Source organism: Kribbella aluminosa (genome assembly GCF_017876295.1).
GTDB lineage: Bacteria > Actinomycetota > Actinomycetes > Propionibacteriales > Kribbellaceae > Kribbella > Kribbella aluminosa.
In genome coordinates this window covers 2,608,192-2,626,340 of sequence record NZ_JAGINT010000001.1, presented here as the reverse complement: position 1 = coordinate 2,626,340, position 18,149 = coordinate 2,608,192, and the positions used below count along the sequence as shown (strand labels likewise).

At 68.7% G+C, this 18,149-nt stretch carries 16 protein-coding genes; 8 read left to right on the top strand and 8 right to left on the bottom strand.

What is annotated here, in order from left to right; genetic code table 11:
- The first annotated feature begins 283 nt into the window (after positions 1-283).
- Positions 284-910, top strand: a complete 627-nt coding sequence (locus JOF29_RS12775) for a DUF6308 family protein (protein WP_209694408.1) — start codon at positions 284-286, stop codon at positions 908-910.
- On the opposite strand, the gene JOF29_RS12770 is transcribed toward JOF29_RS12775, so the two are convergent.
- Together JOF29_RS12770 and JOF29_RS12765 are read right to left on the bottom strand one after the other, a co-directional pair.
- Positions 911-2,413, bottom strand: a complete 1,503-nt coding sequence (locus tag JOF29_RS12770) for an LLM class flavin-dependent oxidoreductase (protein ID WP_209694407.1) — start codon at positions 2,411-2,413, stop codon at positions 911-913.
- Positions 2,414-2,490: 77 nt separating this feature from the next.
- The gene (locus JOF29_RS12765; RefSeq protein WP_307863294.1) at positions 2,491-5,445 is read right to left on the bottom strand and encodes an AfsR/SARP family transcriptional regulator; all 2,955 of its coding nucleotides are present in this window, start codon (positions 5,443-5,445) and stop codon (positions 2,491-2,493) included.
- A gap of 129 nt (positions 5,446-5,574) precedes the next feature.
- Between JOF29_RS12765 and JOF29_RS12760 the strand changes: the two genes are divergently transcribed.
- The gene (locus JOF29_RS12760) at positions 5,575-6,138 is read left to right on the top strand and encodes an NADPH-dependent FMN reductase (protein WP_209694406.1); all 564 of its coding nucleotides are present in this window, start codon (positions 5,575-5,577) and stop codon (positions 6,136-6,138) included.
- A 12-nt stretch (positions 6,139-6,150) separates the two neighbouring features.
- Entirely contained in the window at positions 6,151-6,690 is a 540-nt protein-coding gene (locus tag JOF29_RS12755) for a dihydrofolate reductase family protein (RefSeq protein WP_209694405.1), read from the top strand.
- A gap of 38 nt (positions 6,691-6,728) precedes the next feature.
- Here the strand turns inward: JOF29_RS12755 and JOF29_RS12750 are convergent, their stop codons facing one another.
- Positions 6,729-8,087 (bottom strand): FAD-binding oxidoreductase, encoded by a 1,359-nt coding sequence (locus tag JOF29_RS12750; RefSeq protein ID WP_209694404.1) that lies wholly within the window; start codon positions 8,085-8,087, stop codon positions 6,729-6,731.
- Between the two features lie 342 nt (positions 8,088-8,429).
- Here JOF29_RS12750 and JOF29_RS12745 point away from each other — a divergent pair, with 342 nt between their 5' ends.
- Positions 8,430-8,981 (top strand): dihydrofolate reductase family protein, encoded by a 552-nt coding sequence (locus JOF29_RS12745; RefSeq protein ID WP_209694403.1) that lies wholly within the window; start codon positions 8,430-8,432, stop codon positions 8,979-8,981.
- On the opposite strand, the gene JOF29_RS12740 is transcribed toward JOF29_RS12745, so the two are convergent.
- Positions 8,966-9,877, bottom strand: coding sequence for a LysR family transcriptional regulator (locus JOF29_RS12740; protein WP_209694402.1), 912 nt, complete (start codon positions 9,875-9,877; stop codon positions 8,966-8,968). The genes JOF29_RS12745 and JOF29_RS12740 overlap by 16 nt on opposite strands.
- A gap of 78 nt (positions 9,878-9,955) precedes the next feature.
- Between JOF29_RS12740 and JOF29_RS45270 the strand changes: the two genes are divergently transcribed.
- Positions 9,956-10,876, top strand: coding sequence for a DMT family transporter (locus tag JOF29_RS45270; protein WP_209694401.1), 921 nt, complete (start codon positions 9,956-9,958; stop codon positions 10,874-10,876).
- On the opposite strand, the gene JOF29_RS12730 is transcribed toward JOF29_RS45270, so the two are convergent.
- Genes JOF29_RS12730 through JOF29_RS12720 form a run of 3 tightly spaced genes read right to left on the bottom strand, consistent with a single transcriptional unit; the run spans position 10,802 to position 12,859 of the window.
- The gene (locus tag JOF29_RS12730; protein ID WP_209694400.1) at positions 10,802-11,770 is read right to left on the bottom strand and encodes a methyltransferase domain-containing protein; all 969 of its coding nucleotides are present in this window, start codon (positions 11,768-11,770) and stop codon (positions 10,802-10,804) included. The genes JOF29_RS45270 and JOF29_RS12730 overlap by 75 nt on opposite strands.
- Before the next feature lie 49 nt (positions 11,771-11,819).
- A complete protein-coding gene (locus tag JOF29_RS12725; RefSeq protein ID WP_209694399.1) occupies positions 11,820-12,518 on the bottom strand; it encodes a hypothetical protein in 699 nt (232 codons plus the stop codon).
- Complete coding sequence (locus JOF29_RS12720) at positions 12,515-12,859, bottom strand: hypothetical protein (RefSeq protein WP_209694398.1); 345 nt, start codon at positions 12,857-12,859, stop codon at positions 12,515-12,517. Before JOF29_RS12720 ends, JOF29_RS12725 begins: the two co-directional genes overlap by 4 nt.
- Before the next feature lie 154 nt (positions 12,860-13,013).
- On the opposite strand from JOF29_RS12720, the gene JOF29_RS42960 reads away from it, so the two are divergent.
- Positions 13,014-15,125, top strand: coding sequence for a GAF domain-containing sensor histidine kinase (locus JOF29_RS42960; RefSeq protein ID WP_245357564.1), 2,112 nt, complete (start codon positions 13,014-13,016; stop codon positions 15,123-15,125).
- On the top strand, positions 15,122-15,769 hold the full coding sequence (locus JOF29_RS12710) for a response regulator transcription factor (RefSeq protein ID WP_209694397.1): 648 nt from the start codon (positions 15,122-15,124) through the stop codon (positions 15,767-15,769). Before JOF29_RS42960 ends, JOF29_RS12710 begins: the two co-directional genes overlap by 4 nt.
- 50 nt (positions 15,770-15,819) lie before the next feature.
- Here the strand turns inward: JOF29_RS12710 and JOF29_RS12705 are convergent, their stop codons facing one another.
- Complete coding sequence (locus tag JOF29_RS12705; protein WP_209694396.1) at positions 15,820-16,830, bottom strand: helix-turn-helix transcriptional regulator; 1,011 nt, start codon at positions 16,828-16,830, stop codon at positions 15,820-15,822.
- 54 nt (positions 16,831-16,884) lie between these two features.
- Here JOF29_RS12705 and JOF29_RS12700 point away from each other — a divergent pair, with 54 nt between their 5' ends.
- Positions 16,885-18,015, top strand: a complete 1,131-nt coding sequence (locus tag JOF29_RS12700) for an epoxide hydrolase family protein (RefSeq protein ID WP_209694395.1) — start codon at positions 16,885-16,887, stop codon at positions 18,013-18,015.
- Positions 18,016-18,149: the final 134 nt, after the last annotated feature.

Below are 18,149 nucleotides of genomic sequence, written 5' to 3'. Positions count from 1 at the left end.
GTGTGTGCGGTCGGGGTGAAGGGCACGAGCAGGAGGACGGACAGGGCGAGCGCGAGTAGGGGCCGCACGGTTTGCCTCCGCTCAGTCGCGGGATTGTGACAGAGAGTTTATAGCGAACGGCACTCGGGCGGCGGAGATGATTACAGGTTGTGGATAACGGGAAGTCACTCTGGCGTGCAGGTCCCCCGGAAGTCGCTACGATCTGCGGAAACAGGTGAGGAAACGTTCGAATGATGGTCCGCCCGCTGGCGGGTCTGCCACCACAAGTGTGAGGGTGTGGCTCATGAACATCGGTACCCGGAAGATCGTCGTCGACGAGGCGATCGCGCAGTTGCGGCTGTACGCCGAGACGAACGGCTCCGTGCTGCAGTACTACGACGGGCTGCCGGGGATGACCACCGTCGGCGGCTCCGACCCGAACCGGGTCACGCTCGAGGACCTGGCCCGGACGATGGTGATCGGCTCCGACCTCCGGGCGCTGGACATTCCGTGGCTGCTCGAGGTCGAGGCCGAGAAGGACCTCGCGGCGATCCCGGTCGACGCACGCCTCGAGGACGCGGTGCCGGGGAGCGAGCTGTTCGAGGCGGCGATGGCGCTCGACGACAAGTTCACCGGCCACCGGGGTTTCGGGCACGCGAAGAAGTCGAAGCTGCTGCACCTGAAGCGGCCGTACCTGTATCCGGTGACGGACAGCTTCATCCGGATGACCTACGGTACGTCGGCAGCCGGCTCCGCCTTCCTGTCCGCGGTCCGCGACGACCTGGTGAACCCGGCCAACATCCGCGACTTCAAGCTGCTCCAGGTCCGCCTGATCGCGGAGCCGGCCACCAGCGCCGCCCGGCTGCTGGGCGAGGTGCCGACGCTCCGCCTGCTCGACATCCTCGCCTCCCTGCTGGGTGAGGCGAAGTAGCTACAGCACCCCAAGCCGCGCCAGCGGCTCCGCCAGCTCTCGCTCCTCGTAGGACAGGTGCGAGAGCAGCGTGTCGTCGAGCAGGTCCATGGCGGCGCGCAATCCGTCGATGCTGCCTGAGCCGTCTACGAGCGCGACCAGCGCTTTGTCGACACCCTCCAGCACGTCGTGGATGATCTTGTGCTCCTCCTGCAGCCGGTCCACCACCGGCGCCAGAGCGGGGTCGGCGCGCCGGAGGTGCGGGAAGAGCGACGCGTCCTCCAGCGAGTGGTGCGTCGTGACAAGCCGGCAGTACGACTCGCAGTACGTGCCCAGCGTCCAGTTGTTCTGCCGCATGGTCATCGTGTTGATGTGTGACCGCGCCGCACCGACCCCGAGCGTCCCGGCCGCGACCTGCTCCACCAGGTCACGTACCTGCTCGAGCTCAGCACGCAGGTGGTCGTGCACATCGATCAGGTGCTGCCCCGACTGCAGCTGGTACGGCGTGTACGTCCGTGACGGGTCCTGCGCCGGCCCGGTCGGCCGCTCCGCCTCGTCCAGCAGCTGTACTGCGCTCCGCCGTACAGCAGGAGGTGGTGTCGGTACGACGCCAAAGCTGGACACCGGAGCTGGAGAGACGACTGCACCCGACCGTGCGATCGCCACAGCCTCACGTACGCCTGCTGCAACCTCAGAGAAGCGCCTGATGTCGTCAGGGTTGTCAGAGGCAAGGATGTACGTGCTGATGCCCTCGCCCAGCGTCAGCTCGGTCAGCTGGTCGATCCACAGCTCCTCTGGCCCCTGCAGGAACCCGCCACGCCCATTGAACTGGCCGGCGACGTTGTAGAGCCGCCGTACGGCCGCTGGGTCCCGGCCGGCGTCTACGGCCGCCTCGTCGATCACCTTGTTCATAGAAGCCAGCTCGTCCGGCCCGGCGTACCCGCTGCTCGGCAGCCAGCCGTCGGCGAGCCGTCCGGTCAGGGCCAGCATCCGCGGCTTGTATGCGCCCAACCAGATCGACACGTCGTGCGCGGGCGCCGGGCCGCGCTTGGCGCCGGCCACGGTGTAGTGCTTGCCCTCGAGCCGGATCCCACCGGCTCCAGGCGTCCAGACCTCGCGCATGATCGCGATGGCCTCCTCGAGAGCGGTGATGCTCTGCCCTGTCGTCAGCCGTGGCCCCGCGTTCGCCGCCACCGCCTCCAGGAAGCCGCCTGCGCCTAGCCCGAGCTCCACCCGGCCGCCCGTGATGAGGTCCAGTGTCGCGACACTGCGCGCCAGGACGACCGGGTGCCGCAACGGGAGGTTGGCAACGTTGGTGGTCACCTTGATGCGCTCGGTCTGCGCGGCGACGACGGACAGCAGCGTCCACGCGTCCATCAGCCGGGGCTGGTACGGGTGGTCCTGGAAGCTGACCAGGTCCAGCCCGACCTGCTCGGTCAGCTGGGCCAGCGCGATCACCCGGTCCGGGGCGTCGACCGCGGGGGTCAGGAACGTGCCGAAGACCAGCTCGTGGCCGTAGTCCATGCGTTCACCTTCACCTGTCGAAGTTGGCTCGCGAGCAAAACTACTTCGCTAGATGAATAATCTCAACTACAGAACATCTACTGCCGGACGAGCAGCGTGAACGCCTCGGCCGGACTCAGCTCCGCGCCGCGTGCGTATGCCACCTGATAGTCCGGAGCCGACGCCGCCGCAGCGACTGCCCGGTCGAGGTCGTCCGTCTCAGTGGCAGCCACCAGATAGTTCTCGGACGCCCGAGTGGCAGCCGTACACCCCAGCAGGACAGCGGCGAGCGTCTTGTCCGGGTGACAGCCGGCAATCCCTTCCAGCGCCCAGCACATGCCACGGAGCGAGTCGAACTCCTCCGACACCCGAAAAGCCTCCACGTGCAGCTCCAGGGCGTCCCCCAGCCGCCCCTGCAGCTCCCTGACGAACCCAAGCTCGTCCAGCACGAGCGCCAGGTACAGCACGGCCTCCTGCTGCCGGCGGGCAACGTCGATCAGCGTCTGCAACCGCTCCGACGCCTCACCCAGAGCCCCGGTACGACGAGCCGCGAACGCCAGCACGATCTCCGCCAACGCCTGCGTCGCGCGCTGCCCCTGCTCCGTGGCCAGCCGCACCGCGCGCTCGCCGTACGACCGAGCCGCGTCGTAACGGCCCTGCCGGATCGACGTCCAGCCGAGCATCCCCAGCTCGTTCGCCAGCTCGGGCCACAGCCCGATCTCCTCAGCAGCCGCCACGCCCTCCAGGTGCAGCCGCTCCGCCTCGTCGAAGTCACCGACAAGCTCCGCGTGCGCACCGAACCAGCTCGTTGCCTGCAGGACGCCCCACCGATCCCCCAGCGCCCGGAAGATCGCGATGCTCCGGCACGCGTCGTCGTACAGGGCCGGCAAGTCTCCTCTGACATGCGCGTGCTTCGCCCGTGCCGCCAGTACGGCGCCAACTCCCCACTGGTCGCCGTCTGCTTCAAAGCGCTTCAGTGCGCTGTCCAGCAGTGACTGACACGCGGCCAGGTCACCTGCATCGCTCGCGGCGTATCCGATCCACCACTGCCCCATTGCATCAGCAGCATCGATCCAGCGGTCCCGCTCCACCGCAGCCTCAGGACGTCCAAGCAGGTACAGGTAGCCCGCCCGCCAGATCCCAGCACGCGCAGACCCTGGAACTGCCTCCATCGAACGCAGGGCCTCCAAGTGACGCCCACGCAGGAACCAGTACCACGCCAGCGCATCCACAAGCCGCTCAGCCATGTCCAGCTGCCCCGTGGACACAGCACGATCCAGCGCAACCCTGAAGTTGGCCGAGTCGTCATCCAGCAGCTGCAGCCACCTGCCCTGCTCAGCGCCGAACAGTTGCGCCGACTCAGCCAGCGACACGTAGTACGCCAAGTGCCGCTGCCGCACAGCCTCCAGCTCACCAGAGTCCTGGAGCTTGTCGACGCAGTACGCCGCCACCGACTCCAGCAACCGGAAGCGCGTCCCGTCAACAGGTACGACAAGCGACCGGTCAACGAGCCGCACCAGCACATCCAGTACGTCGTCCTCACCGCAAACAGCCGCCGCCGCTTCCGCAGTACAGCCATCTGCATGTACTGCAAGGCGCTGCAGCACGGACTGCTCCGCCGCGTCGAGCAGCTCCCAGCTCCAGTCGATCATCGCGTGCAACGTCTGCTGCCGCGGCGCCGCACCGCGATGCCCTGTCGCCAGCAACCGGAAGCGGTCGTCCAGCCGCGCCACCAGACCACGTACGCCAAGAGCTCGTACGCGCGTCGCCGCAAGCTCCAGCGCCAACGGAATCCCGTCCAGCCGCCGGCACAGTACGGCGACATCAGCAACGGTCTCCTCCGTCAGAGCGAACCCCCGTGACGCCGCAGCAGCACGGGCGACGAACAACTGCACCGCGCTGCACTCCTCCACCGTCTCCGGACCAGAATCAACTCCCGGGATCACCAGCGGCGGAACGCTCCACACCACCTCACCAGCCAGGCCTAACGGTTCACGGCTACTTGCCAACACCTGGAGCCCCGGAGCAGCAGCCAGCAAACGGTCGACCAGGACTGCGACCTCCTCGACCACCTGCTCGCAGTTGTCCAGCACAAGCAACCGGGAGCCCATCACCGCAGCCAGACGATCGACGATGGCCTCTCCGGTGTCCCGCAGATCCAGCGCGGCCTGCACCGCGTCTGTGAGCGCGTTGCTGACCGACAGAGCATCGGGTGTCACAGCAGCCAGCTCCACCAGCACGACACCGTCAGCGAACCGCTCAGCAACCGCAGCAGCCGCTGCAAGAGCAAGGCGAGTCTTGCCAACACCACCGGGCCCGGTCAGCGTCAGCAACCGAGCCGTGCCGAGAGCAACCCCAAGATCGGCCAGAGCCTCCTCCCGGCCGATCAGCTCGGTCACCTGGGCCGGCAGGTTGTTCCGCGCGTGCGGTAGCTCCTGCTTCAGGATCGACTGCTGAAGCGCGACCAACGAAGGGCTCGGGTCCAGTCCGAGCTCCTCCACCAGCAGTGACCGCACCTCGTCAAAGCTCCCCAGAGCCTCGCTCTGACGGCCAGCGCGGTACAGGGCCTTCATCTGCGCAGCCCGCAACCCCTCACGCAGCGGGTGCGCACGAACCAGGTCCGACAGGTCGGCCACGGACAGATCAGCTCGCTCGCACGCGCTCAGCCGCTCGTCCGTCAGCCTGGCGACAGCCGTCTCGACAAAGGCCTCGTCGGCGAAGTCCGCGTACGCCGGCCCACGCCACAGTGCCAGCGCTTCGTCGACAGCACCGGCGTCCAGCAGCTCCCGGAAGCGGAGGGAGTCACAAGTGGTGCTCTCCAGCGCCAGCGAGTACCCGGCAGGCCCTGACCGGACCAGTGCCCGACTGCCGGGCTCGGCGTCCTCGAAAGCGCGGCGCAACTGCGACACCTTCGCCGACAGGGTCCCCGACGGATTGCCTGGCAGCTCGGTGCCCCACAGGTGGTCGATGAGCCGGTCAGCAGGAACAGGCCGTCCCTCATGCACCAGCAGGTCGGCCAGCAGCGCACGCACCTTCAGCCCCTGGATGACCACGGGCGGTCCCGCGTCCGTCCAGGGCCGTCACCGGTCCGAGCACCCCGAAGCGCACGACCGAACACTAACCGGAAAGAAACCGTAAACGCCTTCCGGCAGAGTCTGGGTCAGACGGAAGGAGGACGGCAGATGCGACTGGCAGTGATCATCGGCAGCACCCGCCGTGGCCGCTTCGGCCCGACGGTGGCGCACTGGCTCGCTCAGCAGGCTGCCAAACAGTTCGAGGTCGATCTTGTCGACCTGGTGACGGCGAACCTGCCGGACACGCTGCCCGACACCGACGACGCGGCACCGCAAGAGGTCCAGCAACTCGGGACCAGGCTCGCAACGGCGGACGCGTTCGCCGTAGTCACTCCGGAGATCAACAGCAGCTTCCCGGCGCCTCTGAAGACCGCACTGGACTGGTACTACGAGGAGTGGCACGCAAAGCCGGTAGCGATCGTCAGCTACGGCCGTGAGTACGGCGGCTGCCAGGCGGCCGCACAGCTGCGACAGGTGTTCGCCGAGCTGCACGCCGTCACCATCCGCAACACCATCGCCCTGCCCTGCTACTGGGAGCAGTTCACCGCGGACGGCGGCTGGCCGAAGCCGTCCGCCGGCTACGAAGCAACAGCCAAGCTCATGCTCGACCAGCTCGTCTGGTGGGCCGAAGTACTACGCGACGCCCGCAACCGGCGCCCGTACCAACCCTGAGAGGAAAGACCCATGAGGAAGCTGATCGAAACCACGTTCGTCACGCTGAACGGCGTCATCGACGACCCGCAGAACTGGAGCCCGCCGTACTGGGACGACGAGCACATGGCGTACAACCAGAGCCTGATGGAGGGTGTCGAGGCGCAGGTGCTCGGCCGCGTCACCTACGAGGGCTTCGCGGACGCCTGGCTGTCCCGGGCCGGCGACCCGTTCGCCGACGCCTTCAACGCGATGCCGAAGTACGTCGCGACCCGGACGCTGACCGAGTGGAAATGGAACGCCCAGCCGCTCGAAGGCGACGCTGCCGACGCGGTACGGCGGCTGAAGGAGTCCGACGGCGGCGACCTGATCAAGTACGGCACCGGGTCGTTCTCGCGGACGCTGCTGGAGAACAAGCTCGTCGACGAGTACCACTTCTGGATCTTCCCGGTGGTTGCCGACGGCACCAACATGCTGCACGGCAGCGGCATCGAACCGACGCACCTCGAGCTGCTCGGGACCACGACGTTCAAGTCCGGCATCGTGGTCCACAAGCTCAGCCCCAAGAAGTAGCCCGCAGGGGGGTGCGGCCCGGCCGCACCCCCCTGCGGTCAGGGCACGATGTTCTGGTTCAGGTGGAACACGTTGTCCGGGTCGTACCTGCGCTTCACCTCCGCCAGCCGGTCGTAGTTCTGCCGGTAGTTGTCCCGGATCCGGCCCTGGTCGTCGCCGGCCATGAAGTTGATGTACCCGCCGGCCTCGGAGTGCGGTGCGATGTCGTCGTAGTACGACCGAACCCAGTCGATCGACGCCTCGTTCTGCGCCGGATCCGGCCACATGCCGGCGATCACGGTCGCGAAGTTCGCGTCCCGGTAGGCGAACGCGGTCGCGTCCGGGGTGACCCGGTGGCAGGCGCCGTTGATCGGGTAGATGTGCACGGTCGAGTTCACCGCCGGCAGGCCCGGCGCGTGCCGCAGGTGCGCCTGGATCGCCTCGTCGGTCAGCTCGGTGACGAAGTTCGCCTTCCAGTAGTGCTGCAGTCCGGGCGGTACCAGTGCGTCGAAGGCACTGTTCAGCGCCGGGTACGGCATCGGGCCGACGTGCTCGGCCATCACCGGCGCCAGCTCCCGGAACTTCGAGATCTGCGCCTCACCCTCGTCCAGGTCTCCCGCCCAGCAGCCGACGATCGCCGCGAACGGCTCGCCGTGCCGGTCCTCCGGGATGAACGGCAGCGGCGGCGCGATCTGGAACGCCGGGAACCCGCCGAGCTGCTCGGGCGCGTCCATGATCAGGTCCCGGAACCCGGCCAGTACGGCGGCCGCGTCGGACAGCTCGAAGAACATCGGGCCGCCGTAGATTGTCGACAATGGTGCCAGCCGGAACTCCAGCGCGGTCACCACGCCGAAGTTGCCGCCACCGCCGCGCAGCGCCCAGAACAGGTCGTCGTGCTCCTTCTCGCTGGCGATCAGGAACCGCCCGTCCGCGGTCACCACGTCGGCCGACACCAGGTTGTCGCAGGACAGCCCGAGCCCCCGCGCCAGGTACCCGATCCCGCCGCCGAGGGTCAGCCCGCCGACACCGGTCGTGGAGATGATCCCGCCCGTGGTCGCCAGCCCGAACGCGTGCGTCGCCGCGTTGAAGTCGCCCCAGGTCGCGCCGCCGCCGGCCCGCGCCGTCCGGGTCACCGGGTCGACCCGGACGTTCCGCATCGGGCTCAGGTCGATGACCAGTCCGTCGTCGACCGTACCGAAGCCGGGCACGCTGTGCCCGCCGCCGCGGACGGCGATCTCCAGGTCGTTCGTCCGCGCGTAGTCGATCGCCGCCATCACGTCACCGGTGTTCTCACACCGGACGATCACCTGCGGTCGTTTGTCGATCATCCAATTGTTGACACGGCGCGCCGCGTCGTATTCCTCGTCTCCCACTACGAAGACCTGTCCCCGCGTGCGTTCCCGCAGGTTCTCGATCATGCGCCCGCTCCCCTGTACAAGTTCTGTCGCAGAACGGCGTACACGTCACCGCGTACACCGCGCAGACCGGCGTCACCGTCGAGCACAGCGCGAAGACTTCACCCCAGAGAGCAACTGGACCCCCGACGAGCGGCCGGTCCTCCCCCAGACCCGCCCGTTCCCCTCCGAATCTCCCAAGCCCAGGCGGTTTCGTCAATCCCCCTCGGCAAGGTGGTGGCTGGTTGCGAGGTCAAGCCGACGACGGACACCGTCAGCAGTTTGGGCTGGATCGGCTGACGCGTGTCAATTCCGGGCAACCGCCTCCGACCAGGAGGCACAAGCGGCCGTCACCCGGAGGACACCATGCGGAAGATCATGTACTACGTGCACCAGTCGCTCGACGGCTTCATCGCGGGGCCGAACGGCGAGTTCGACTGGGCCGAGCTCGGCCCGGAACTCGGCGCGTACTCGATGGGGCTGACCGAGCGCGCCGACCTGTTCCTGTACGGGCGGACGGTCTGGGAAATGATGTCGTCGTACTGGCCGAACGCCGAGGCGCTGAACCCGGATCAGCACGCGATCGAGTTCGCACCGGTCTGGCGACGGACGTCGAAGATCGTATTGTCGACAACCCTGCAATCCGCCGACTGGAACACCCGGATCATCCGGGCCGCCGACGAGCTCGAGGCGATCAAGGAGCAGCCGGGCAAGGACATCCTGCTGACCGGGAGCGCGAGCGTCGCGGCGGCACTGACCGCACGAGGGCTGCTCGACGAATACCACGTCATCGTGCACCCGGTGATCCTCGGTGGCGGTAAGCCCGTCCACCAGCCCACCGAACGCCGCACCCTGCGGCTTGTCGACAATCGTACTTTCGACAATCGGACAGTCCTGCTCCGTCACGACCTGGTCTGATCAGTGGCCGCGGCCGCCAGCGCATCGGCGACCGCCGCGACCGCAGGAGTTCGGGTACGGCGGGTCAGCAGGAAGACCGCCCGACCGACATCGCCTTCGGCCGGCAGGCGTACGGCGACACCCGGCGCACCGGCGCCGAGGGCCAGGTCCGTGAGGAGCGCCCCGGCACCCGTCGTACGGACGAGCTCCAGCAGGATGCGGAAGTCGTCGGAGCTGTAGCGGATGTCGGGCTCGAACCCGCCCAGCTCGCGGCAGACGCGGACGTGCATCTCGCGGTGCCCGGTGCCTGGCTGACAGGCCGCCCAGGGCAATTCCCTCAGCTGTTCGACCGGGACCCGGCGCTTGGCGGCCAGCGGATGGTCCTCCGGCAGAACGACGCTGATCTGTTCGCGGAGCAGGTGCTCGCGATGCAGGTCGGTGTGGACGGCGCGCGGCTGGCCGTCGTACTCGTCGCCGACCATCACGTCCAGCTGCTGCATCCGCAAGGCGGGCGCGGCCTGCTCGACCTCCAGCTCGGTGGCCTGCACGCGGATGTCGGGATGTGTCCCCGCGAGGCTGCGGATCGCCGGCGCGACGACCCGGATGAACGCGGACTGGAACGCCCCGATCCGCACCACCCCGGCGACCCGTCCGGCCGCGACCGCCGCCAGCTCCGCCTCGGCCGCCTCGACACCTTCCAGCAGCGCGGTCGCGTGCCGCACCAGGACCTCGCCCGCCGCGGTCAGCCGTACGTTGCGGCCGACCCGCTCGAGCAACGGCGTACCGGCTTCGCGCTCCAGAACGGCCAGCTGCTGCGAGATCGCGCTGGGCGAATATCCGAGCGCGCGGGCCGCTCCGTGCACTGTGCCGCGGCCGTGCACCTCACGCAGCAGCCGAAGCCGATGCAGATCCATCATTCGTTCAGCTTAGCTTCACGATGCTGTCCGTGAAGCCGTGATGGACGTGAACGGTTCACTGGTCGGACCATCGATGTCGTGGGACGCCTCTTCTGCCTTCTCTCCGCCGCCGCCTTCGGCGTGATGGCCGTGTTCGGCAAGCTCGCGTACGGCGCGGGCGTGTCCGTGGACGCGCTGTTGCTCGTCCGGTTCGGCCTCGCCGCGGTACTGCTGCTAGGCATCGCGCTCGCCCGTGGCGCACTCCGCAACCTGCCGCGCCGGGTCGTGCTCACCGGCCTCGCGATGGGCGCCTTCGGGTACGCCGCGCAGTCGACCTTCTACTTCTCCGCGCTCGCCAGGATCGACGCGTCGCTGGTCGCGCTGATCCTGTACCTGTACCCGGTCCTCGTCATGGGTACGGCGATCGCGCTGCGCCGCGAGGCCGCCTCGCGGCGCCGGGTGGCCGCGCTGGTGATCGCACTGCTCGGGATCGGCCTGGTGCTCAGCGGCGCGCTGTCCGGCCACTTCGACTGGTCCGGGCTACTGCTCGCACTCGGCGCGCCGATCGTCTACACCGGGTACATCCTGGTCGGCGACTCGGTCGACGTACCGCCGCTCGCGCTGAGTGCATTGGTCTGCACCGGGGCGTTCGGAACCTTTGTATTACTGGGGTTCCTGCGCGGCGGCACAGACTTCGGGTTCGCACCGATCGGCTGGTTGTGGCTGACCGCGGTGGCAGTGATCAGCACGGTCGCGGCGATCCTGCTGTTCTTCGCCGGCATGGCGCAGGTCGGCGCCTCGGTCGCGTCGATCCTGTCGATCTTCGAGCCGGTCGTGACAGTGGTCGCGGCGGCCTGGATGTTCGGCGAGAAGCTCACCGCGCCGCAGTGGTTCGGCGGCGCGCTGGTGCTGTCCGCGGTACTGGTCGTGCAATGGCCGCGCCGTTCACGGCTTGCGAGCGCTGACCGCGTACATCGTGAGGGACATATGGAAGACGCCGCGCTCAGCCGCGTCCCCTAGCGTCTTGGTGAACGCCGCGGCCTCGGCGTCGGTGATCACGCCGGCCCGGGCCGCGGTCGTGTGCATCATGCCGACAAAGCCCGTCGTGGCGCCGTCCTGCGGCTCGATCCAGGTCGCGGCCGTCTCACCGGTGATCTCAAGCCCGGCGTCGACGAGCAGCCCGCGGAGCCGGCGGCCCGAGTACGGATTGGCGGTCTCACCGCGGAAGTAGTCGACGATGCGCTGCAGTACGTCGGGGTCCGCCGGGTGAATGATCGACGTACCCCAGTCGGTGTCGATCAACGCAACCCGCCCACCCGGACGCAGCACCCGAGCGATCTCCCGCACCGCATCCCCCGGCTCATCAACGTGCTGCAACACCCGCTCACACCGCACCACATCCACGGACGCATCCTCGAACGGCAACCTCTCAGCCCGCCCGTCGACAAACTCCACGCCCTCCGGGGCGCCCGACGCCGGCGCACGCCGCACCTCCTCGGCCCCGGCCCCGCGTAATGCCGCCCCGGCCCCGGCCGCGCGTAGCGTCGCCTCGGCGCCAGCCGCGCATTGTGCTGCCTCGGCCCCGGCCGCGCGTCGTCCTGCCTCGGCCCGGCCCGTGCGTCGGGCTGCCTCGGCTCGGAGGCCGGGGCTGGGCTCGACGCCGATCGCACGGGCGCCGTACGTCGCGAACGCGAGCACGTCCTCCCCCATACCCGAGCCGACGTCGACCGCCGTCTCCCCCGCCGCCGGCGCCAACTGCTCAAGCGCCCACGCCTTCAACGCCCGCACCGCAGGACGCCCAGCCACCTGATCCAGCACGAACGCCTGACGCTCGACGTTCTGATCCGCCACATGCGCGGCACGGAAACTCCCGCGCTCGGTGACGAACCCAGGCCCGCCCGTTACCTCGCCCATACCGCTCCCCCTTCAGTACGCCGAGCGTAACGCCGAGCCCGGGTCCAGCTCATCGAACCGGCTGCCACTCGTCGTTCGACATCCGGACAATCGCCCACCCCACCGCGGCGAATCCGACTGCCTGCAGCCCCCAACCGACCAGATCCAGCGGATGACTGCTGATGATGACCGACGTCAGATGCAGGGGCTGCGAGATCCCCACCGCCACCGCAGCCCACCGGCCAGCCACCCCGGAACGCCACATCGCGATCCCGAGCAGCACAGTCCCGAGCACATGCCCAACCACGAACACCAACCCGGCCAGGCTCACCGAGCCGTGCGAAACCTCGGCGATCTTCGTGATCGACGCCTGGTCGACACCGGCAGTCCCGGCCGCCCACGTGAAGACGTCACTGCTCGCCGTCCAAGGCAACGACAGATACCCCGGAACCATCAGGAACACAGCGATCCCGGTCAGCCACGGCGTACTGCGCCGAGTCAGCCGCCCCACGAAGTACACACCCGGCACCAACGTCAGAATCGCGACGTAGGTCAACCAGATCACCAACGAACTGCGATCCAGATTGTTGACAATCTTATTGACGATTGTCGACGAGTCATCAGCCGTGTTGTACGGGAGCAGGAACCGCAGCAGCGCCACCGCCGCCGGCCCGATCGGCAGGATCACCGCCGCCACCCACCTCCAGACGGGCCGGATGTCCGCGTGCGCCGACGTACCGCTGGTCGTCTGTGCTGTTTCCTGAGTCATCGCGCACCTGCCAGCACGCGCTTCGGCAGCAGTACTGCGATCACGCCGACAACCGTCGCCGCAACACCGATCCCGGCGGCGGCGACCGCAACCGCAGGTACGCCGGACGCGAAGAACGCCGGTACTGCGAGCAACGCCGACGCCAGGCGCAACGTGATCAGCGGCGCGAGCGCCCACCGCTTCCCCCGCCAGGCGAGACCGACCAGCGCCAGGCTGATCAGCCCGATGACCGCGGACCCGATCGCGATACTCATCGGCGGGTGCTCCCCGTCCGTCATGAGCGGCGACGCGAGGTCCGCGAGTGCGAGCAACCCCAGCAGCACCAAACCGAATCTGTACATCTCCTTACCCCCTTGTGTCGTGGTTCGGCACCACAGTGCGGTCCCGGAACCGGCGCCGCCCGGGGACCGGATCCCTCCGGCGCAGGCAGTCCCCCGCCGGATCCGGGATCGCGATCCCGAGACGCCGGGAACGTTCCGGGAGCACACTTCGGGTATGGCAACCTCCGGAAACCGCCGCGGCCTGGCCGGCGCGCTCGCCGCGCTGGTCGTGGTCGAGGTGGTTTTCGCCGTCGCGTACGGCGTCTCGGCCGGCTGGGGCTGGCAGCAACTTGTCGACAACTTCGTCGTGACGAACGGGCTGATGGGTCTGACCTTCGGCCTCTGCGGCGCGGTCATCGCCTGGCATCGCCCGGCCAACCCGATCGGCTGGCTGTTCCTCGCTGACGGCATCGGGCACGCGACAACGCCGGTCGCCGACGCCCTGGCTCATGTGGTGCACGACCACGTCGTACAACAGGCATTCGTCACCGTCTCGCTGACCGCCTGGCCGTGGTCGATCGGCTTGTTCCTGCCCCTCGCGCTGCTGCTGTTCCCGGACGGCCGGTTGTTGTCACCACGCTGGCGCTGGGCCGCGATCGGCATCATCGCGACCTCGCCGCTTTTCGTCCTCGAGATGGCGGGCAGTGGCGAGCCGGTCTCCCCCGAACTGCCCCGCGGATTGTTGACAATCCCACGGTTCGACGCGCTGCAGCCGCTGTGGACCGCGACCGAAGTACGCAACCTGGCCGCGCTCCTGCTCGCCCTGGTCTGCCTCGCGATCCGCTACCGCCGCGCCGACGAACCCGGCCGCCGGCAACTGCTGTGGTTGCTCCTGGCATCGGTGATCGCCCTGCTGTTCGTCACCCCGTGGGCATTCGTCGCCGGTACGCCGATCCTCGTACTGCTGGCGATCCCGCTGATCCCGATCGCCGTCGCGGTGGCGATCGTCCGGTACCAGCTCCTCGACATCCGCCTGGTGGTCTCCCGCGCGCTGACCTGGGCGCTCCTGTCGTTGGTTGCCATCGGCATCTATGCCGCGCTGGTCGCGGTGCTCGACTCGCTGATCGCGTCACAGGTGGGCCGCTCGGCCGCGGTGACGGTATTCGTCGCGCTGATCATCGCGCCGGTGCTGCCGCGCCTGCAGCAACTCGTCGACCGCGCTCTGTACGGCGACCGCAACGACCCGGCGCGGGTCGCATCCCGGGTCGGCTCGCAACTGTCCGCCGGGTTGCCAGGCGTGGTCGCCGCGATCCGCTCGGCACTCCGCCTGCCGTACGCCGCCCTGCGAGTAGACGGCAGGCTGATCGCCTCGGACGGCATCCCACCCTCGCACGACACCCGGCCCCCGCATGGCACCCGGCCCTCGCTCGACCCCGGACCGGTCGACCCCGGGTCCGAACCGGTCGACCCCGGCCCGGGGCCGGTAGACCCCGGCGACGGGGCGAGCGGCCCGACGGCGGAGGGGGTTTCCGTCGTACCACTCTCGTACGGCGGGCAGGTACTCGGGCTCCTCGAGGTTGGGACGCGCTCGGGCGAGGCCGGGTTGTCGTCGGCGGACCGGAGCGTGCTCGCGCTGGTCGCCGTACCGCTGGCGGTGGCAGTACACGCGACCCGGTTGTCGGCGGAGCTCCAGACGTCGCGGGAGAACCTGGTGTCGGCGCGCGAGGAGGAGCGACGGCGGTTGCGGCGCGATCTGCACGACGGACTGGGGCCGACGCTCACGGGCGTGGCGTTCGCAGCGGACGCCGCCGCCAACCTCATCACCACCGACACCCCGCGAGCCGTCGAACTGCTCGCCCGGTTGCGTGCCGACACCCGCTCGGCGATCACCGACGTACGCCGCCTGGTCGACGACCTCCGCCCGCCGGCCCTCGACGAACTCGGCCTGATCGCCGCCCTGCGACAACGCGCCGACCAGCTGTCGTTCCGCGCCGACGGCGCTCCGATCCGAGTCACGGTCACCACCGACAGCCTGCCGCCGCTGCCCGCCGCGTTGGAGGTCGCCGCGTACCGAATCGCGACAGAGGCCCTGACCAACGTGGTCCGTCACGCCTCGGCGACCTCCGCCGTACTGTCCCTCCGCTGCGGAACCGAACTCGAAATCGAGATCACCGACGACGGCAGCGCCAACGGCGTCTGGCACCCCGGCGTAGGCCTCCAAGCCATGCACGACCGCACCGCCGAACTGGGCGGCACGCTGACCGCCGGCCCAACCCCCACCGGCGGCCAAATCCAAGCCCGCTTCCCCCTCCCCGCCGCCGCTTCCGTCCCGTTGGAGGTGCGGTGATCCGAGTTGTCCTGGCCGACGACCACCCCGTCGTACGCGCCGGCCTGGCGGCCCTGCTGACCTCACTCCCCGGCATCGAGGTGGTCGGCGTCGCCGCAACCGGCCGGGAAGCGATCCGCGAAGTCGTCACCACCCACCCCGACGTCGCCGTACTCGACCTGCAAATGCCCGACCTCGACGGTTTCGCCGCCACCCGCGAACTTGCCCGCGCGGCGCCCGAGGTCGCCGTACTGGTCCTCACCATGTTCGAGGACGACGACTCGGTCTTCGCCGCCATGCGCGCCGGCGCCCGCGGCTACCTGGTGAAAGGCGCCGAACAGGAGGAAATAGCCCGCGCCATCCGCGCCGTCGCCGCCGGCGAAGCCATCTTCGGCCCCGGCGTCGCCCGCCGCGTCCTCACCTTCTTCGCCGCCCCGCCCCCCACCGACCCGTTCCCCGAACTCACCACCCGCGAACGCGAAATCCTCGACCTCCTCGCCGCCGGGCTCTCCAACCCCGCGATCGCCACCCGTCTGGCCCTCGCCCCGAAGACCGTCGCCAACAACGTCTCCACGATCTTCACCAAACTGGGCACCGCCGACCGCGCCAACGCCATCATCCAAGCCCGCAACGCCGGCCTCGGCGTACCGAAGGACGGGCAGTAGTCCCCAGATTCGCCCACTCCCCGCCGCCCGCAGCCGTGCTACCACCACCACTACCCGTTCTTCGGTACGCCGATCGCCGTCAAGTACCGCTTTCCGACGGTCTCGAGGTGCGCGACCAACCCCGGCGGTTCGTCGACGCGGAAGTCGAGGCCCAGCATCCCGATGTACACGGCGATCAGCTCGAACGAGTCCGCGCCGGTGACGAGCACGCTGGTCCGCTCGTCGACCGACTCGACAATCCCCACCGCCGCGTGGATCCGCGACAGCACCTCCTGCGCCGGCGCGTACACGGTGATCCGCGCATGCACCTTCCACCCCGCCGACGCCACGTCCCGCAGTACGAAATCCGCGTACTCGTCGGCCCGCATCGGCCGCGGCCGATACCTCCGACCCGTTGCCATCCGCAACGACATCCAGTCGACCCGGTACGTGTGCCAGTCCCCCGCCTCGTCCCGCGCCACCAGATGCCAGTACCCGTGCCAGCTCACCAGCCGGTACGGCTCCACGAGGATCGGCAGGTCCTGGGTCGTACTCGATCCGGCCTTGTAGAGCGAGTCCCCTTCCGGTACGGCGTACTCGAACCGGAGGTAGTGCTCGTCCCGAATACACGCGGCGATTGTCGACAATAGGATTGTGTCGATCTCGGGGGGATCGATGTTCGAGCGGGTGTTCTCCGGCCCCTCCGTCATCGCGTCGTTGATCGCGTTCACCTGCCGCTGCAGCCGATGCGGCAGTACCTGCTGGAGCTTGGTCAGCGCCCGAAGGCTGCTCTCCGCCATACCGACGACGCCGGCACCCGTCCGCAGACCCACCGCCACCGCGACCGCCTCCTCGTCGTCGAGCAGCAACGGCGGCAGCTTGGCACCAACCCCGAGCCGGTAGTGCCCGGCCGGACCGCGCGCGGCATCGACCGGGTACCCGAGCTCGCGCAGCCGATCGATGTCGTTGCGCACCGTCCGCGTCGTCACCTCGAGCCGCACCGCCAGCTCGGTACCGGTCCAGGCGGGGCGCGTCTGCAACAGCGCGAGGAGGCTCAACAGCCGCTGCGAAGTCTCCAGCACATCAATCTCCTAATTAGGAATCTAATGTTCCTATACGGATCCTACGGTAGAGCCATGAACACGAACGAGAGCATCCGGACCTTCACCGTCACGATCGACCAGGCCGACCTGGACGACCTCAACACCCGCCTCGCGCACACCCGCCTCCCCGAGGCCGCCCCCGGCGACAACTGGGACTACGGCACCCCGAACCACTACCTCCGCGAGATGGTCGACCACTGGCAGAACGGGTTCGACTGGCGCGCGCAGGAGGCCCGGATGAACGAGTTCCCGCACTACCTGACCGAGATCGACGGCCAGACCGTGCACTTCATCCACGTACCGTCGCCGGTCGAGGGAGCCACGCCGCTCCTGCTGACCCACACGTACCCGGGCTCGTTCGTCGACTTCCTCGACATGATCGGCCCGCTCACCGACCCCGCGGCGTACGGCGGCTCACCCGAGGACGCGTTCTCGGTCGTCGTACCATCGATCCCCGGCTTCGGTTTCAGTACGCCGCTGGTCGACCGCGGCTGGACGATGGCGCGAGTGGCCCGCACGTTCGACACGCTGATGCGACGCCTCGGCTACGACTCGTACGGCACCCACGGCTCCGACGCCGGCGCGATGGTCGCCCGCGAACTCGGCGTCCTCAACCCGCCCGGCTTCCTCGGCCTGCACGTCCTGCAACTGTTCTCGTTCCCGTCCGGCGACCCGGCAGAGTTCGAGAAGTTCACGCCCGAGGACTACGCCGCCCTCGAACACCTCAAGTGGTTCCAGTCCGTCGGCGGCTACAACGCCATCAACTCCACCCGCCCCCAAACCGTCGCCGTCGGCATCGCCGACTCCCCCGTCGGCCAACTCGCCTGGAACGAACTCTTCAACAACTTCGGCAACGGCACCAGCCTGGTCACCCCCGACCAGATCCTCACCGAGGTAACCCTCTACTGGCTCACCAACACCGCAGCCGCCGCCGCCCGCTACCACTACGAAGAAGCCAACGCTGGCGCCCAACCCGCCCTGAACCACGCCCCCACCGGCGTAGCCATCTTCACCGACGACTTCAAAACCATCCGCCCCCTCGCCGACCGCGACAACACCAACATCGTCCACTGGTCGAACTTCAAACAAGGCGGCCACTTCGCCGCCCTCGAATGCCCGAACGACGTCATCACCGACCTCCGCACGTTCTTCCGGAACCTGTAAGCGACTCTCCCCGGCCCGGCCCGCACAACGCGTGTGCCGGGCCGGCGCATCGCTTCAGGCAGGCTGCGTACACCGGCGGGCGGTGCCTGTGGATAACTTGATCGACGATGCGGCCCTACTCCTATTCTGGAGAC

Coding starts and splice junctions, on each gene's coding strand:
- JOF29_RS12775 (WP_209694408.1), top strand. CDS start 284: ATGAACATCGGTACCCGGAAGATCGTCGTCGACGAGGCGATCGCGCAG.
- JOF29_RS42960 (WP_245357564.1), top strand. CDS start 13,014: ATGGCAACCTCCGGAAACCGCCGCGGCCTGGCCGGCGCGCTCGCCGCG.
- JOF29_RS12730 (WP_209694400.1), bottom strand. CDS start 11,770: ATGGGCGAGGTAACGGGCGGGCCTGGGTTCGTCACCGAGCGCGGGAGT.
- JOF29_RS12755 (WP_209694405.1), top strand. CDS start 6,151: ATGAGGAAGCTGATCGAAACCACGTTCGTCACGCTGAACGGCGTCATC.
- JOF29_RS12760 (WP_209694406.1), top strand. CDS start 5,575: ATGCGACTGGCAGTGATCATCGGCAGCACCCGCCGTGGCCGCTTCGGC.
- JOF29_RS12770 (WP_209694407.1), bottom strand. CDS start 2,413: ATGGACTACGGCCACGAGCTGGTCTTCGGCACGTTCCTGACCCCCGCG.
- JOF29_RS12700 (WP_209694395.1), top strand. CDS start 16,885: ATGAACACGAACGAGAGCATCCGGACCTTCACCGTCACGATCGACCAG.
- JOF29_RS12740 (WP_209694402.1), bottom strand. CDS start 9,877: ATGATGGATCTGCATCGGCTTCGGCTGCTGCGTGAGGTGCACGGCCGC.
- JOF29_RS12750 (WP_209694404.1), bottom strand. CDS start 8,087: ATGATCGAGAACCTGCGGGAACGCACGCGGGGACAGGTCTTCGTAGTG.
- JOF29_RS12720 (WP_209694398.1), bottom strand. CDS start 12,859: ATGTACAGATTCGGTTTGGTGCTGCTGGGGTTGCTCGCACTCGCGGAC.
- JOF29_RS12745 (WP_209694403.1), top strand. CDS start 8,430: ATGCGGAAGATCATGTACTACGTGCACCAGTCGCTCGACGGCTTCATC.
- JOF29_RS12725 (WP_209694399.1), bottom strand. CDS start 12,518: ATGACTCAGGAAACAGCACAGACGACCAGCGGTACGTCGGCGCACGCG.